The 14,488-nt window shown below is 42.8% G+C and carries 12 protein-coding genes and 1 pseudogene; 5 read left to right on the top strand and 8 right to left on the bottom strand.

Going from position 1 to position 14,488, the window contains the following annotated elements; translation table 11 throughout:
* Window positions 1-354 precede the first annotated feature (354 nt).
* The 3 genes and pseudogenes from ACRPI0_RS01285 to ACRPI0_RS01275 all read right to left on the bottom strand — a co-directional run bounded on the left by ACRPI0_RS01285 (window position 355) and on the right by ACRPI0_RS01275 (window position 3,186).
* Complete coding sequence (locus tag ACRPI0_RS01285; RefSeq protein WP_432354269.1) at window positions 355-639, bottom strand: hypothetical protein; 285 nt, start codon at window positions 637-639, stop codon at window positions 355-357.
* A gap of 71 nt (window positions 640-710) precedes the next feature.
* Window positions 711-1,816 (bottom strand): annotated as a pseudogene (locus tag ACRPI0_RS01280) (S8 family peptidase).
* A 482-nt stretch (window positions 1,817-2,298) separates the two neighbouring features.
* Window positions 2,299-3,186 (bottom strand): LysR family transcriptional regulator, encoded by an 888-nt coding sequence (locus ACRPI0_RS01275; RefSeq protein WP_432354268.1) that lies wholly within the window; start codon window positions 3,184-3,186, stop codon window positions 2,299-2,301.
* 129 nt (window positions 3,187-3,315) lie between these two features.
* Between ACRPI0_RS01275 and hutG the strand changes: the two genes are divergently transcribed.
* The 3 genes from hutG to ACRPI0_RS01260 all read left to right on the top strand — a co-directional run bounded on the left by hutG (window position 3,316) and on the right by ACRPI0_RS01260 (window position 6,705).
* Complete coding sequence (hutG, locus tag ACRPI0_RS01270; protein ID WP_432354267.1) at window positions 3,316-4,275, top strand: formimidoylglutamase; 960 nt, start codon at window positions 3,316-3,318, stop codon at window positions 4,273-4,275.
* Window positions 4,272-5,480, top strand: coding sequence for a sodium/glutamate symporter (gltS, locus tag ACRPI0_RS01265; protein ID WP_432354266.1), 1,209 nt, complete (start codon window positions 4,272-4,274; stop codon window positions 5,478-5,480). Before hutG ends, gltS begins: the two co-directional genes overlap by 4 nt.
* 118 nt (window positions 5,481-5,598) lie before the next feature.
* Window positions 5,599-6,705 (top strand): M24 family metallopeptidase, encoded by a 1,107-nt coding sequence (locus tag ACRPI0_RS01260; protein ID WP_432354265.1) that lies wholly within the window; start codon window positions 5,599-5,601, stop codon window positions 6,703-6,705.
* A gap of 307 nt (window positions 6,706-7,012) precedes the next feature.
* On the opposite strand, the gene ACRPI0_RS01255 is transcribed toward ACRPI0_RS01260, so the two are convergent.
* From ACRPI0_RS01255 to ACRPI0_RS01235, 5 genes are all read right to left on the bottom strand, one after another.
* A complete protein-coding gene (locus ACRPI0_RS01255) occupies window positions 7,013-7,159 on the bottom strand; it encodes a hypothetical protein (protein WP_432354264.1) in 147 nt (48 codons plus the stop codon).
* A gap of 96 nt (window positions 7,160-7,255) precedes the next feature.
* On the bottom strand, window positions 7,256-8,614 hold the full coding sequence (locus ACRPI0_RS01250; protein ID WP_432354263.1) for an ABC transporter substrate-binding protein: 1,359 nt from the start codon (window positions 8,612-8,614) through the stop codon (window positions 7,256-7,258).
* Between the two features lie 102 nt (window positions 8,615-8,716).
* Entirely contained in the window at window positions 8,717-9,523 is an 807-nt protein-coding gene (locus ACRPI0_RS01245; protein WP_432354261.1) for a carbohydrate ABC transporter permease, read from the bottom strand.
* An 8-nt stretch (window positions 9,524-9,531) separates the two neighbouring features.
* Entirely contained in the window at window positions 9,532-10,434 is a 903-nt protein-coding gene (locus tag ACRPI0_RS01240) for a carbohydrate ABC transporter permease (protein ID WP_432354260.1), read from the bottom strand.
* Entirely contained in the window at window positions 10,431-11,564 is a 1,134-nt protein-coding gene (locus ACRPI0_RS01235; RefSeq protein WP_432355853.1) for an ABC transporter ATP-binding protein, read from the bottom strand. Before ACRPI0_RS01235 ends, ACRPI0_RS01240 begins: the two co-directional genes overlap by 4 nt.
* Before the next feature lie 151 nt (window positions 11,565-11,715).
* Between ACRPI0_RS01235 and ACRPI0_RS01230 the strand changes: the two genes are divergently transcribed.
* Together ACRPI0_RS01230 and ACRPI0_RS01225 are read left to right on the top strand one after the other, a co-directional pair.
* The gene (locus ACRPI0_RS01230) at window positions 11,716-12,582 is read left to right on the top strand and encodes a glycerophosphodiester phosphodiesterase family protein (RefSeq protein ID WP_432354259.1); all 867 of its coding nucleotides are present in this window, start codon (window positions 11,716-11,718) and stop codon (window positions 12,580-12,582) included.
* A gap of 236 nt (window positions 12,583-12,818) precedes the next feature.
* A complete protein-coding gene (locus ACRPI0_RS01225) occupies window positions 12,819-14,390 on the top strand; it encodes a putative bifunctional diguanylate cyclase/phosphodiesterase (protein ID WP_432354258.1) in 1,572 nt (523 codons plus the stop codon).
* Window positions 14,391-14,488: the final 98 nt, after the last annotated feature.

The raw sequence follows: 14,488 nt of genomic DNA, 5'->3' as shown, positions 1-14,488 counted from the left end.
TCGGCTTATCCCCCTGTGTGATTTGTCTAGTATTTCGCTAGTTGAAAGATGCGATGTATCCAATATATCACCGGTTTCTTTATATGTAAATAGTTTTTTCTATACCTTTAGATTTTTCTGTTTTTTACAACATTATTGTAATCGCTTACATCATTGTTACGAGTGGATTTTGAAAGAATGAATTTTTTTTATAAGTTGCATTCGTATTCATTTACTGTATTTAGAATAATTATTCTCCTGTAGGAATATTTATAAAACGTCCCACTGCAGAATGCTTTCGTCGGGTCTTTTAATGTCTGTATATATAAAAATAGCCATGTGATCTAATCACACGGCCTACTACGTTTCATTATATTAATTAACAATGAACTTCAATTTCGTGTCACGGATCAGCACTCTTCCTGACTTTTCGGGTAACCCTTTTTTAATAGTGAGATAAAATGTTCCCTTTTCCCAGTGCTCACTAGGTGCGACATAGAGAATGCTAGGATTATTAGGATCTACTTTCGTCATAATACCGTTAAAAATGTCTGTTCCGTCCACGTATCTCGAAATTAAAATATCTTCATTATAATTTCGTTCCAATTTAAGTGGTGTATTGAATTTCACTTGAAATATCTTACTATCGTCAATTTCCATATCAGGAAAGTCACCAGTAAATGGAGCAATTGTTGTAACCGTGATAGTTGCAGAAGCTATTAGACCACCATCTACTGTTGTTGCAGTGACGACACACTTTCTGGAAGTACATTCGCTTTAAGTATGGCTGCTGAGCGTGTAGCAGGATTCCCTAGAGTCAACTCGATGTTGTTTTGGTAAAATTGAATGCTTGTCGGATGAATGATTCGGCTTTCCATAGTTTTCTTATCAAGGACAGTTGCCACTCGTTCCATGTTTAAAACTCCTGCACCATAGTAAGGATCTTTTCCCGGAGCCCCCAAGTCAGTTGAAGTAGTCGTTAATAGTTCTGTCAGCTGAACAGGACTGATACTAGGTAGATTTGCGCGAACCATCGCTGCAGCTCCTGCAACAATTGGTGCCGAAAACGAAGTTCCAGACATGTAGGCGAACGATCCGCCCGGCAGATTCGTCGCAATTCGTTCTCCCGGAGCACTTATATCCACTCCATCGTTATACGTGGAAAATGTGGATCGGTTATTTAATTCATTGACTGAAGCGACGGATAATACTTCATCATAAGCTGCCGGATACATAACCGGATTCCCTTTTTCAGCATCATTTCCTGCGGAGGCGACGATGAGAATCCCAGCCTCTGTCGCTCGATGAATTGCGTCTTTTTCAAACTGTGAAGGTGTCTCGCCACCTTGACTAATGTTAATGACATCGACGTGCTTTTGAATAGCGTAGTCAATCGCTGGACATTCATTGCTACTGTTCCCATACCATCATCGCGAATCGTTTTAAGTGGCAAGATTGAAATATCAAATGGACCGCCAATACCAGTGATGCCATAATGATTGTTCATAACGGAGGCAATAACTCCTGAAACACTCGTACCATGTCCATTAACATCGTTAACATTAGAGGAGTTATCCACAAAGTTATGACCACCTGTTGCAATTCTGCCACTAAAATCCTGAATGGCACTATCGATTCCAGAGTCAATCACTGCAACGACAGTACCTTGAGTTTGTTCAGTTACTCGTTTCCAGAGACTTGGTGCTTTCACATGTGGAATCCACCATTGTTTACTATAATACGTATCATTTGGGACTACTGAAACTTTGCGTTCATAGTTCGGTTCCACACGTTCAACTAGAGGATGTTTCTCCAATTGAAGAGCCGCATCTTTCATATCTGAAATTGTTTCAAAACTGAGGAGTTGGACAGATGGTGCAATGTCCGTAACAGCTTCAGTTTCAGCAGGTGCTGACGGGACGACTGCAATTGATTTTGGCATCTCTACATATTGTACGAGTAATTCACTCGTTAATTCGTTGGTACTTGTAGGTCGTACTAGCATCGCACTAACTTTCGCGGAAACCTGATTTCCTGAGACCAAACTAACTCCAAGTAAGAGAATGAGTGCAACAATAGTGAAACACGTGCGGTTCTTGCCCAAATAGAATTCCTTCTCTCAATATTGAATTTTTTCATTACATATATCGGCATAATGTTAGTGACATGTAGAGTGAAGAAGTTGGAATTTGATTATTTTTTTAGGATGTGTGCCGAGTGCTCTTGAATGTTAAGGAAAACTCTTTTAAACATAAAAAATAGACTGTAAGCAACCACCAGACCATCTGGAGGTTATTTACAATCTGACTAGTGGTTTTCTTACGAAAGTGCTGTGCTATCAATCATGTGCTGTAAGAGTGCCTCTATCGCTGGTGGCCGATAACGGTTTTTAATGTAGGCAAGATATACTTTGCGCTCAAGGCTTCGACTGTCCATTTCATAGATTCGCAGCGTTGCTGGAACCACTTCACCGATATAGTTTCTAGGTATTATGGAGATTCCGATTCCAGCTTGGACAAGCGTCAAAATAGTTTCGAAACGATCCGCATCATAACAAATGTTTGGACTTACCTTCGCTTCTTCAAACGCGTCCATTATATTGTTCCGAGTTTGGAATCCTTTACTCGTTATAATGAAAGGCTCGTTAGCTATATGAGCAAACTGTATCGTCTCCCGACTCGCAAGTGGATGATTTTCATTTAGGACGAGCACCAACTTTTCCTCATAGAGAGGTGCGGTTACAATATCTGGCTCGTCGATGAATTCGTTAGTCAAACAAATATGTACCGCATAGTCACGAAGTGCCTGCTCGATATCGTTTCTACCAAGTACTTCCTTTAACACGACGTGCATATCCGGATATTCACTTCTATACCAACTCAAGATGTTGGGAATCCAATTCTTCACGGATTCAATCATACCAAGCCTGACTTCCCCGCTTCCAACCACTTTTACTTCATTCACTTCTTTTTCAAAAATATCCATTTCCCCTAATATATGAAGAGCCCTTCCATAGAACACGCTACCCGATTCCGTTAAGCTGACCCGCTTCGTTGTCCGTTCTAACAATTGAAATCCAATTTGCTCTTCCAACGTTCGAATTGCTTTGCTCAATGAAGGCTGCGACAAATGCAATTTAGCGGCTGCACCTGAAAAGCCTCCCTCTTGGACGACTGCCGTAAAGTATCGAAGCTGTTTAATGTCCATTTTTTCATCTCCTTGTTGTATTCAATTATAACTAAAAAGCATAAGTAAATAAAATTTAGGTATTTGAATTGATAAGTGACCGCTCGTATAATGAAGCGTATTGCTATCAAATTCGAAAGGGTGATCTTCATGATCCATGCTACACAGTCAGATATTTGGAATGGACGTATCGACGATGAAACCAATCGGGCAGCTTTTCGTCTTCATCAAGTCATACAACAACTTCCTTTGAAAGAAAGCGCTACCAGTCCGACGTGTGCATTGATCGGGTTTTCATCCGACGAAGGCGTTCGACGTAACAACGGTCGTACGGGCGCAGCTGCAGGACCAGATTCACTACGCAGTGAACTTGCGAAATTACCATGGAGACAGCCAGAGTCACATCAACTTATCGATTTAGGGACGATTGTTTGTATAGATGACCAATTGGAACAAGCCCAACGAGAACTCGGACAAACTGTTCAAGAAATTTTGGCACGTCACATGAAGCCAATTATACTTGGGGGCGGTCATGAAACCGCTTACGGTCATTATTTGGGCGTGCGAGAATTTGCTGGACCTGAGGCGAAAATTGGTGTCATTAATATTGATGCACATTTTGATTTACGCAGTTATGAGGAACAGCCTTCTTCAGGGACGATGTTCAAGCAAATGTTAGATACAGATCCAACTACATCTTATTTTGTATTAGGAATTCAGGAATACGGAAATACTCAGGTATTGTTCGATGAAGCCGATCGCCTAGGCGTTCGCTATATAACAGAGCGTGAATTGGAGAGTATGCCAACCGAGCACGTTTATACGCAACTTCATCAATTCATTGCAACCCAAGATTATATTATGCTGACACTCTGTTCAGATGTTTTGGACGCGGCTGTAGCACCAGGCGTTAGTGCACCTTCACCATTCGGATTATCTCCGAAGCAAGTTCGGGAGCTAATTCATATCGTTGCATCTGCACAGAAAACGCTTTCATTTGACATCTCAGAAATCAATCCTTCGCTCGACGTTAGCGGTCGTACCGTAAAACTCGGTGCACACTTGACGAATGAAGCGATTGTCTCACTGCTTGGAGGGAACACAGAATGACAGTTGAAATGAATCAGGTCACAACGCTATTCTTAGCGATGGCGTTGTTTTTACTCGGCACGGCACTCGTGCGTAAAACCAAGTTTTTACAAAAGTTCTGTATTCCAGCACCAGTTGTTGGAGGATTGCTATTCGCCATTCTTGCAACAATACTGAAAGCTACAGGGCTTGTGAGCTTCACGCTCGATACATCTCTACAAAACTTATTCATGCTGACGTTTTTCGCAACAGTCGGGCTTGGCGCAAGCTTTGCTCTCATTAAATTGGGCGGAAAGTTGCTCATTATCTATTGGGTGGCTTGTGGATTCCTAGCGATTATGCAAAACGTCATCGGTGTCTCCATGTCGTACTTGTTCGACATTCATCCCCTAATCGGAATGATGGCCGGAGCAGTTTCCATGGAAGGCGGACACGGTGGTGCGACTGCTTACGGAACAACTGTCGAAGCAATGGGAATCGATTCCGCATTTTCTATCGGAATTGCTGCTGCAACATTCGGATTAGTCGCAGGTGGATTGGTCGGTGGGCCGCTTGTTAAGTATTTAATCAAAAAACACGACTTGAAATCTACTGAAGTAGAAGAATCCTACGAATATACAGCTGAAGCTCATGATCCAGCCATCAATGTAGACAACTTCACGATGCAAGCTTTCCTCATCGTTGCTTCTATGGCGGGTGGATCATTGTTAGGTGATGTGTTCACGAAAGTTACAAGTTCATTTATGGAAAACGCTATCGTCTTACCCAATTATGTCGGCGCAATGTTTGTCGCTGTCGTAATCCGCAACGTTGTCGATCGCATTAACGGAAATATCGTTCACATGCGGAGCATCACCCTCATCGGCGATGTCGCTTTAGGGATTTTCTTATCTATGGCGCTTATGAGCATTAAGCTTTGGGAAGTTGCGGATCTTGCGCTTCCATTACTCGTTATCGTTTTTGTACAAGTTGTATTCCTCGTACTCTTTGCAATCTTCGTGCTGTTCCGGATCCTCGGCAAAAACTACGATGCAGCCGTTATGTGTGCAGGTTTTGCAGGACATGGACTTGGTGCAACGCCAAATGCGATGGCCAATATGGCTGCTGTAACTGCACGTTACGGTCCTTCACGCACAGCTTATTTAATCGTACCGATTGTCGGTGCGTTCCTGATTGACGTTGTTTCAATGCCAATCATTATTACGACGATGAATATCTTTAGTTAACTTTGAAACCGGCTCCTAGTAGCCGGTTTTTTTATGGATTGTTTAGGCAAAACCCTATCGTTCTTGCGTCAACTACGTCATAATAAAGCTATATACTGCATACTAGGAGGACTTACTTATGACTAACATGTACGAAAAACGGCGCCATGCGTTGCGCTCTCACATTCAAAACCAATCACTTACTGCGGCTCTCATTACAGATCCCGCAAATGTCTTCTATTTCACTGGATTCAACTCGGACCCACACGAGCGGTTCCTTGGATTATATATAGAAGCTACTGATGGAAAAACGATTCTGTTCACACCTGCTCTCGACAAAGATGCAGCAGCAGAAAGCTCTGACATCGAAACGATTGTCTCGATTTCGGATGAACAACTTCCCTTTGACGTCATCCAGTCCTCAGTTGGTGAGCTTTCAGGAAAAGTGGGTATCGAAGCGAAAGCGTTCAGTTATTTCCGTTACAACGAATTCCTAGCAGCCTTCCCAGCAGCAGAAGTTGCTGATGTCCAAAGCTACATTAACACGCTTCGCAAGCGGAAAACACGCGAAGAAATAGTAGCGTTAAAGAAGCCGATTGAAATTATCGAGCGTGTATTAGAAGAAGGCATCAAGCTAGTGAAAGTCGGTATGACGGAATCCGAACTGACTGCGGAGCTCGAATACTTAATGCGTAAATTTGGTGCAGATGGACCTTCGTTCTCTTCCATTGTGTTGTCGGGCGAAAAAGCGGCGTTACCACACGGTGAACCTGGTGAACGAAAACTGCAAGTCGGTGATTATTTGTTAATCGACTTCGGAGTCGCTAAAGACGGGTACATGTCCGATACGACGCGTACGTTCATTATCGGAGAAGCATCTGATCGCCAGCGTCTCATTTATGATACTGTGCTCGCATCGAACCAAGCGGGAATCCACGCTGTCCAAGCAGGTAATCCGTTAAAAACGTTTGACATCGCTGCACGTAGCGTTATTCAAGAAGCTGGTTTCGGTGAGTATTTCAACAACCGTGTCGGACACGGTCTCGGGATCGAAGTGCACGAAGAACCATCCATTCATATGAACAACGAAGAACTTGCAGAGCCAGGTCTCGTGTTCACAATCGAGCCAGGTATCTACATCCCAGGTGAAGGCGGCGTTCGCATCGAGGACACTGTCTATATTAATGAAGACGGCGTAGTCGAAGTGCTGTCAACGTTCCCTCGTGAATTGAGAATCTTAGGTTAACCAATATATTGTAGCTGACGTTTGAATCCGTGATTATCACGGATTCAAACGTCAGCTTTTTTTCGCTTAGTATATGTTCAGCAGTGAAAATTCCGTGAAACGCGCGACACCTAGCTGAAGCGGGTTCTTTAAACAAGCGAAGCGCTACAAATCAGCTCCTTTTTGGGCTGAATTGTGTCCCGTTATCGAGAAACTCCGCTATGTGTCGGACAACTGTCCGGAAGTGATCGACAACTCAATCGAAATGTCGGACAAAACAACCTAGGTATCCGACAACCGGCAACAACTGTCGGACAACACTTTTGCGTCACCACATCGTCCGGATAAAAGCAAGAATTCCTCGCAGTAGCCATAGAAATGGAGCAACTACTAAATCTGGAATGGCGAATAACAGATCAGACAAACATCCTCTACCTTCCGTCTTCCTGTTATACCGTTTCTGATTTTCTTTCATCTACTCCCCTCCCCAAGTTCTAGTCCCAATATTGCCCTCACGCCTCCTCAACATTCTGTCTAAAACAAAAAACTCCACCGCAGTGGAGTTAACTACTTACTTCTTCGTTTTATTTGCAACTTCAATCGCACGATTTGTACCATCTGCTGCTTGATCCAATGCTTCTTGCGGATCTTTTCCTTGATACATATCTTCGAGTGCCGTCACAATTTGTTGTCGTGACTCAGGGAATACGGAAATCAGTGCTCCTTGTGTAGCAAAGCCTGGCTCCGTATCTTGGAGCTGATCCACTGTCACCTTGTATTGAGGGAACTCTTCCCACTTCGCTTTTACATTTTCTTCGTCGTATGCTTTCGGGTTAATCGCAAAATAGCCAGTATCCAAGTGCCACTTTGCTTGCACTTCAGGTGTTGTTAAGTATTGCATGAATTCCCATGCTGCATCTTGCTCTTCTTCAGCAATCCCTTTCGACATCCATAGGGATGCCCCGCCAATAACGACGCCATTGCGCTTCACTTCATCCGCATAAGGAATGTACGCAACACCGACTTCAAATGGTGCCGTGTCGATTACTCCAGCCACTCCAGCTGATGAATCCAAGTACATTGCGACCTTTTCTGAAGCAAAGGCTGCACGGATATCATCCCAGTTCGTTCCGAAGTTGCCGAACGTACCCGCTTTGTTCATCGTATTAAGCGTCTCGAATACAAGACGGCCTTCCTCTCCATTGAATGTCGCTTCCGTCGCATCGCCCGTGCGTCCGTTGTCTTCATTCACATACTCACCTCCCTGAGTAGCAAGCAGTTGTTCAAAGAACCACCCATATGTCAGCATGGAGAATCCGTACATTTCACCTTTTTTCAGCTTTGCCGCTGCATCGATCACTTCTGAAAACGTCTCAGGTGCTTTTTCAGGATCGAGTCCGGCAGCTTTGAACGCATCTTTGTTGTAAATCATAACTGGCGTGGATGAGTTGAATGGCATAGAGTACAACTCGTCGTCGACTTTGTAGTAGTTCAAGATGTTTTGCTCTAGCTCATCCGCATTAAAATTATTTTTGTCGATAAACTTCTGGATTGGCTCAATGTAGCCGCTGTCGATCATATACTTTGTACCGATTTCAAATACTTGAGTGATTGCTGGAGCGTCTTTCGTTCCACCAACACTTCGAAGTTTTGTCAGCGATTCTTCATATGTCCCTTGGAACTCCGCCTTCACTTCGTACTTCTCTTGTGACTCGTTGAAGTTTGCAACGATTTCATCCAATGACACTTGACCGGTTCCGGACATTGCATGCCAGAACTCAATAGACACTTTTCCATCTTCCGTCTTCGTTGCTTCACCTTTCGTGCCCTCCTCTTTAGTTCCTTCGTTGTTCGTGCTGGAGTCACTATTCGTACACGCTGCAAGGACCGCTAAACTGAGTACGGTTAAAAATAATAGCATGAGCTTCACAGTTCTTCTCATCTTCCTCTACACCCCATCTCTCAAAGTTTTCATCCTAGTATTCCTCTACTTAAAAGATTTTGTTAGCATTTTGTATGCTCACTAAATTGTTCACTTTAGAGCACCCTGCGACAAGCCTTTCTGTAACTGTTTCTGTCCGAGGAATAACAGTAATAATGTCGGAATGATAACAACAATGACGCCAGCCATGACCACCCCCCAATCGGTTGACATCTCTTGCGATTGCAACTGCTTTAGCCCGATTTGAACCGTGCGCACGGAACTGTTCGTCGTGATCAGCAACGGCCACAAGTACATATTCCACGTCGTGAGGAACCCATATGCCCCTAATGTGACAAGACTCGTTTTAGAGACTGGCAAGATCACTTTCCAGAAGAAAGCAAAACGGCTGAGACCCGCAATTTGTGAAGCCTCCTGCAACTCTTTCGGAATTGTCTTGAAATGTTGTCGCAACAGGAATGTTCCAAAGGCTAGTGCGAAAAACGGCAATGACATGCCTTGATACGTATTTAACCAATCGAGCTTCTGAATCGTGAAGAAGTTCGGTATCATCGTCGCTTCCCAAGGAATCATCATAGTGGAGATGAATAAGAAGAAGACAAGGTCTCTTCCTTTAAACGGGATGAACACAAAAGCATACGCGGCCAAACTACATACGACCAGTTGCCCGACCATGACAGTCAATGAAACAATGAAACTGTTCAGTAAATACTTCACAAGGGGTAGCCGTTCAAACACCTTCACGTAGTTATCGAACTTGAAAGCTTCAGGGAAAAATCGACCTTGTAGAATTTCCGGACCAGTCATAAAGGAGATCATGAAGGCATACAACACAGGGAAGAACACCAACAAAGATGTGACGACGAGTAAGAAGTAAATCCACACTTTCTTTAGCATCGAATCTCTCACTGATAATGCACCTTCTTCTCAAGCAACTTAAACTGAAGGATGGTGACGAAAAGAATGATGATGAATAGAATAACTGCCTGGGCACTTGCTGTTCCGAACTGATAGTTAATAAAGGCTTCGCGGTAAATCGAGTACACAATCAGATTGGTCGATTGGGACGGCCCGCCTTTCGTCAAAATATCAATTTGTCCGAATGTTTGGAACGCATTGATGAGAGAAATTGTGATGATGAAAAATAAGGTTGGCGATAGCATTGGAATCGTAATACGTCGGAGCCTGTAAAAATAGCCTGCTCCGTCAATACGTGAGCTCTCATATAGGTGCTCATCGATATTCTGTAAACCACCGAGAAGAATGAGGAATGAAAACCCCGTATTCATCCAAATCGTAGAGATTGCAATAGATAGAAGCGCCCACTCTGGATCCAGTAACCATTGTACTTGAGGGAGATTCAGAGAAAGTAGCACTCGATTGAATAGCCCAACACTTGGATGAAATAAAAACAACCAGATAACAGAGGACGCTGCAACAGAAATTCCCATAGTCGACGAATACATCGTTCTGAAAAAACCGATACCTTTCAGCTTTTCGTTAGCGAGTAATGCAAAAAATAAAGCAATAATAATTCCAATCGGCACGGTATACAGGACAAATAACCCGGTTGCCTTCATACTATTCAAAAATGCAGGAGAGGTGAGCAAATAGCTATAATTCTCAAATCCTACATTGACTGCTGCATTTCCATTTTGGTCGGTTAGATAAAAACTCAAGTAAATCGTGCGGATCATCGGATAAAAGAGAAACACTGCAAAAAGAATAATGGAGGGTAACAAATAAAGAAATCCGACGCGCAGATTTGCAGATTTTTTCCATTTCCCCAATGCTTTCACTTCCGTCATAGACTCACCTCTTTCGCTATCGAAAGATGCTCCAGCCCTTCCGGTTTACGGATCAACTCTCCTGTTTCTTCATCGAATATACAGAAGTATTCTGAGCCAATTAGAACGGGTACGCGATCCCCAATAGAGATATCCCACTGACCACTCCATTTCGCAAGCCATTCCCGGTTCCCAACTTGAAATGAAAAGACGGTTTCATTGCCGAGTATTTCGACATTGATCACGTCCACATAACTCTTATTTCCGACTTCTTCTCCTGTGATTACAGGTTTAATGTGCTCAGGTCGAATGCCTGCGAGCAACGATCGTGCAGAAACTGCAGCGAGCTGTTCGGCATTCAATGAGATCTGGATGTTCTCGTCAATCCATATACTAGATTTCGATTGATCCATTTTTGCCGGACTGATATTCATTGGAGGTGAACCAATGAACGTTGCGACAAAGGGATTCGCAGGGAAGTTATAGATATCAATTGGCTTTCCGACTTGTTGGATCTTCCCTTCGTGCAAAATCATAATCCGGTCACCCATCGTCATCGCTTCGACTTGGTCATGTGTTACGTAAATCATCGTAATGCCAAGCTTACGTTGAATTCTACGGATTTCAGTTCGCATATGTGCACGCAATTTCGCATCCAAATTTGAGAGAGGTTCATCCATCAAACAGATTGGTGCTTCACTAACAATTGCTCGAGCTAACGCAACCCGCTGCCGCTGTCCACCTGATAGTTCACGCGGCTTACGCGTAAGATAGTCTGTCAGTCCAAGCATATCCGCTACTTCTTTCGCACGTTCCGATTGAATTGTCTTTTTCACTTTCTTTACATCAAGTCCAAATGTTATATTTTGAAAAACCGTTAAATGTGGATACAAGGCATAGTTTTGAAACACCATGGAGAGGTCACGCTTATCAGGAGATAAATGATTCGCCCGCTTCCCACCGATCGTTAGCGTCCCACCCGTGATTTCTTCAAGTCCTGCGATCATTCGCAACATCGTGCTTTTACCGCAGCCTGAAGGTCCAACTAAGACGAAAAATTCTCCGGGTTCGATTGTTACATCGATATTCGATATGACATCTACTTGCTTGTCGTAAGACTTTGACACATCTATCAGTTCCACTCGCTTCATACTCCCCATCCCTTTCCCGTCATCAGTTTGCATGTATCTGTCGCTTCATTCAGGTACATGGTATCATTTCAATACACGTATACTCTCATTATTTACATAGTTTTACAGAAACTTAACATTCCCATAACATAAAGTTTGGAGGAACCTACACATGAAGTTTGTTCAGATAACTACATTCCTGATACTTATTCTTTCAGGCTGCACTACGCAACACGAACCACCTGTTTCTTTACTTTCAGAACCATTTCTAGTAATTGCACATCGCGGTGCTTCTGCTTATGCGCCTGCACACACATTGCCCTCTTATGAGCTCGCAATTGACATGGGTGCCCATTACATCGAGCTGGATCTCCACCGTACGAAAGACAATGAGTTAGTAATCCTCCATAATGATTCCATTGAATTAAACGGAACGGAAATGGATATTGACACAATCACTTCTAATACGTTAAGCGCTTTCAAACCTGCTGAAGAATTCAATCAATCCAATCAGACGTATGCATCGAATTCGTTCGCTAGCCTTCGTATCCCCTCTCTTGAACAAGTGTTACGTGAATTCGGGAACCAAACAAATTACTATATTGAAATCAAATCGCCCAACCGCTACCCGGGTATTGAACAGCAATTGGTCCAACAATTAAACGACTATCAGCTGTTAAATCGCACAGATCCACTACCAAAAGTGATCATTCAATCGTTTAGTGGGGAGAGTCTGAAAAGAATTCATGAGTTAAGCCCTTCCGTTCCTTTGATTCAACTTTTTTCACTCGACAACGATGATAAACTGACGAAAAGAAAACTAAAACAAGTTGCTCAGTATGCTTCCGGAATTGGAGTCAATGCAACTAGCGCTACAGAAACTCTTATTACAAATGCCCACCAGTTCACCCTTGTTGTACATCCCTATACGGTCAATGACCCTGAAGAGATCGCTCACCTCTTATCTATTGGTGCAGATGGAGTTTTCACCGACAAACCAGACGTAGCCATCAGACTTTTACATCAACAATCTAAATAAGAAAGAATTTTCAAAATAATCATAGCATACTATATGCTAATACTCTCCAAAATAATCCAAATTGTTACTTTAGTAGAACATCCGGGAATACTAGGCGGATTTTTACTAGGTAGCATCCGTGCCATTAAACCTATATAAAAAACTCAGTTTCTGTCGATACATGATGTATGTTATCTTGATGGATATTTTCCCATTAACTTGAATCTATCAAATTGAATATGGATTGGCGGTTTACTATGGAACTCACTTCGCAACGTTATAAATACAAACGACTAATTCTAGTCCTTCTATTCGTCGTACTTCTTCCCATTCTTTTTGAAGAACTACTTATACAGTTTTATCACTTGGATTTTAAACGTAAGCTTTGGTATGACATTTTAGGAACAGGCATGTTGCTTATTTTTGCTACCCCTGTTTTCATTTACTTGATTCAAAAAACGGACAAGACAGCTTTCTCACTACAGAAGCAGCTACTTGAAAATAAGGAAATCCAGCAAAAGCTCACATTATCTAATATCGAGCTGGATTATAATGCAAATCATGACTATCTAACAGGCTTGCAAAATCGTTACCGCTTATTCAAAGTTCTCGACAAAATGACAGGCGAACGCTTGGAATTAGCAGTGCTTTTCCTCGATCTCGATCGATTCAAGTCGATTAATGATACGATGGGACATTTGTCAGGAGATAAATTCATTAAACTTGTAAGTATTCGCCTGAAACAGACACTTCCTTTAGGTAGTCAGATTTTCCGTCATGGTGGAGATGAATTTGTGATTTTGTCTGAACTTCCAAATTCAAGATCAGTGGGGATTGCTAAGGATGTGTTAGAGGCACTCAGACAACCTTTCGAGGTCAATCAAACACTACTGTATGCGTCGGCAAGCATTGGTATCAGTCATCTACCGCAGCACGGTGCAGACTCTGTGACACTTTTAAAAAATGCGGATCGCGCTATGTATTTGGCAAAAGAAGCTGGGGGGAATACTTATAAGATGTTCTCTCCAGATGCTGAGAATGATGATCATAAGCAACTCATGCTCGAAAACGATCTTCGGATTGCATTGGAATCTGAGCAGTTGGTTGTCCATTACCAGCCGGTTGTCGATCTTGCTTCCGGACAACTTAGAAGTTTTGAAGCACTCGTCCGTTGGCAACACCCTGAATTAGGATTGGTCCCACCCGCAGAGTTCATTCCCGTTGCAGAGCGTTCTGGGTTGATCAACGATATCGGAACGTGGGTGTTAGAAACTGCATGTAAGCAAGTGAAAAGTTGGCACAGTGTGAACGACGAAATAGGGGTTGCTGTCAACGTATCGATACGACAATTTAGAAATCCTAATTTCCCAAGCCTTGTGAAAGATGTCCTTGAGATTTCAGACTTCCCTGCACATCTACTCGTGTTGGAAATTACGGAATCTATGATGCAAAATGACTCAGAGTCGATTCGAATCGTAGAAGAAATTCGGACACTTGGCGTAAAATTAGCCATCGATGATTTCGGTACAGGATATTCTTCTTTAAGCAAGCTAGGGTTCCTTCCTATTGATTATTTGAAGATCGACCGGTCCTTTACGATGGAAATGCTCACGCACTTACCTGTCCAATCGATTGTTCAAACGATCATTGATATGGGACGTAATCTCGATATGCAGCTCATAGCTGAAGGGATTGAAGAAGTGGAACAATCCTTGTTCCTTCAACGTGGAGGCTGTCAATTAGGCCAAGGCTATTTGTACAGTAAACCCGTACCAGCCGAGGAAATCGAGAACACATATAACCTCTCCACTTTAACGAATGTAAAATAAATCTAAAAAGGCTGCAAGACTGTCACTAATTCGACAGTCTTGCAGCCTTTTAACTTCCTCAACGTATCTGAAAGTTCTCACCTATATATTATAAGTGA

Source organism: Sporosarcina sp. A2 (genome assembly GCF_050858885.1).
Taxonomy (GTDB): domain Bacteria; phylum Bacillota; class Bacilli; order Bacillales_A; family Planococcaceae; genus Sporosarcina.
Note: the sequence above shows the minus strand (reverse complement) of the source record. Positions and strands in the feature narration are given on the sequence as shown.

Excerpts from the sequence above, each read along its gene's own strand:
- ACRPI0_RS01285 (WP_432354269.1), bottom strand. The coding sequence starts at position 639 with ATGGAAATTGACGATAGTAAGATATTTCAAGTGAAATTCAATACACCA.
- ACRPI0_RS01275 (WP_432354268.1), bottom strand. The coding sequence starts at position 3,186 with ATGGACATTAAACAGCTTCGATACTTTACGGCAGTCGTCCAAGAGGGA.
- hutG (WP_432354267.1), top strand. The coding sequence starts at position 3,316 with ATGATCCATGCTACACAGTCAGATATTTGGAATGGACGTATCGACGAT.
- gltS (WP_432354266.1), top strand. The coding sequence starts at position 4,272 with ATGACAGTTGAAATGAATCAGGTCACAACGCTATTCTTAGCGATGGCG.
- ACRPI0_RS01260 (WP_432354265.1), top strand. The coding sequence starts at position 5,599 with ATGACTAACATGTACGAAAAACGGCGCCATGCGTTGCGCTCTCACATT.
- ACRPI0_RS01255 (WP_432354264.1), bottom strand. The coding sequence starts at position 7,159 with ATGAAAGAAAATCAGAAACGGTATAACAGGAAGACGGAAGGTAGAGGA.
- ACRPI0_RS01245 (WP_432354261.1), bottom strand. The coding sequence starts at position 9,523 with ATGCTAAAGAAAGTGTGGATTTACTTCTTACTCGTCGTCACATCTTTG.
- ACRPI0_RS01240 (WP_432354260.1), bottom strand. The coding sequence starts at position 10,434 with ATGACGGAAGTGAAAGCATTGGGGAAATGGAAAAAATCTGCAAATCTG.
- ACRPI0_RS01235 (WP_432355853.1), bottom strand. The coding sequence starts at position 11,564 with ATGAAGCGAGTGGAACTGATAGATGTGTCAAAGTCTTACGACAAGCAA.
- ACRPI0_RS01230 (WP_432354259.1), top strand. The coding sequence starts at position 11,716 with ATGAAGTTTGTTCAGATAACTACATTCCTGATACTTATTCTTTCAGGC.
- ACRPI0_RS01225 (WP_432354258.1), top strand. The coding sequence starts at position 12,819 with ATGGAACTCACTTCGCAACGTTATAAATACAAACGACTAATTCTAGTC.